At 68.7% G+C, this 1,064-nt stretch carries 3 protein-coding genes; 1 reads left to right on the top strand and 2 read right to left on the bottom strand.

What is annotated here, in order from left to right:
• A partial coding sequence (locus AC5LSR_RS22590) for a PIN domain-containing protein (protein WP_493468971.1) occupies positions 1–257 on the top strand: 257 nt, incomplete at its 5' end.
• Positions 258–276: 19 nt separating this feature from the next.
• Here AC5LSR_RS22590 and AC5LSR_RS22585 read toward each other — a convergent pair.
• The gene (locus tag AC5LSR_RS22585) at positions 277–666 is read right to left on the bottom strand and encodes a helix-turn-helix domain-containing protein (RefSeq protein ID WP_250285647.1); all 390 of its coding nucleotides are present in this window, start codon (positions 664–666) and stop codon (positions 277–279) included.
• Positions 663–788 carry a hypothetical protein gene (locus AC5LSR_RS22580; protein WP_445548737.1) on the bottom strand — a complete coding sequence of 42 codons (126 nt, stop codon included), beginning with the start codon at positions 786–788 and terminating at the stop codon, positions 663–665. The genes AC5LSR_RS22585 and AC5LSR_RS22580 overlap by 4 nt, the downstream gene beginning before the upstream one ends.
• Positions 789–1,064: the final 276 nt, after the last annotated feature.

Genomic DNA, 1,064 nt, shown 5'->3' with positions numbered 1-1,064 from the left:
GCGCTCAGGTGTCGGAGAACACCGAGCGTCTGCGGATACTGCTCTCCGGTGATCTGGACCTGCTTGACGTCGATGACGAGGATGCCCGTACTGCCGGCCAGGTGCGCGCCGCCCTGGAGAAGGCCGGGACGCCGATCGGCGCCTACGATCTGCTGATCGCCGGGCAGGCGCTGCGGCGCGGGCTGACAGCCGTCACGGCGAACACCTCGGAGTTCAGCCGGGTCACCGGCCTGAGCTGGGAGGACTGGACGAGCTAGCCGTCGCCAGCGCCCGCTGTCAGGCTGTCCTCGGCTGTGCGCTGGGGGGTGTTGATCCCAGCTGGCTGAGGTCGAGCTCGACCTCGCCTCCGCCTTGGAAGGTGACCACGATCCGCACGTGGCCACCGATGGCTTCCAGGTAGGCCCGCAGGGTCGACAACAACAGGTCGTGCCGCTGTTCTGTCTTCGCCACGGCCGCCTGGCTGACGCCGAGCTGCCGGGCGAGTTCGGTCTGGGTGAGATCCGCCGCCCGCCGGATCGCGGCCAGTCCCATGGCGTAGGCGCGGTCCGCGTCGCGCATCTCCGCACGGGCGGACTCGACCTGGTCGGCGAGATCGGTCCGCTCGCGCAGGCGCCGGACCCGTTCGTCACCGGAGACGAACGTCTCGGTGCCGCGGCTGGTGGTCATGTCTCCTCCTGTCCGTGCTCGCGAAGCCACTGATCCACAAGTGCCTCGCCGCGGACGGCCGCGCTGGAGTACCAGACATCGCCGTGTCTGGCCTTGTCGAAGCCGACAAGCGCGATCACCACAGTCGCTTCATCCGGGAACCAGCAGACGATCCGTACGGCGGCCTGCTTGTCGAAGGGATGGCTGACCCGTCACAGCTCGTGCCGGCGCGCCTGGCTGTAGCCCAGCGCAGCGCCGGGCCGCCCTGCTCCTCAATCCCGCTGAGCCACTGGTCGAACTCGCGGGACCAGTCGATCAGCACCGGCTCAGTATAACCTCAAGTTCATAGCGTCGCTCGTAGGCGCGTACTGGGCGATCTTCGAGGCCCGTCGGGCCTCCTGGTGCCTGGCGTGGCGAAG

It is taken from the genome of Protofrankia sp. CiP1_Cm_nod4, from assembly GCF_982290645.1.
Note: the sequence above shows the minus strand (reverse complement) of the source record. Positions and strands in the feature narration are given on the sequence as shown.

Excerpts from the sequence above, each read along its gene's own strand:
- AC5LSR_RS22585 (WP_250285647.1), bottom strand. The coding sequence starts at position 666 with ATGACCACCAGCCGCGGCACCGAGACGTTCGTCTCCGGTGACGAACGG.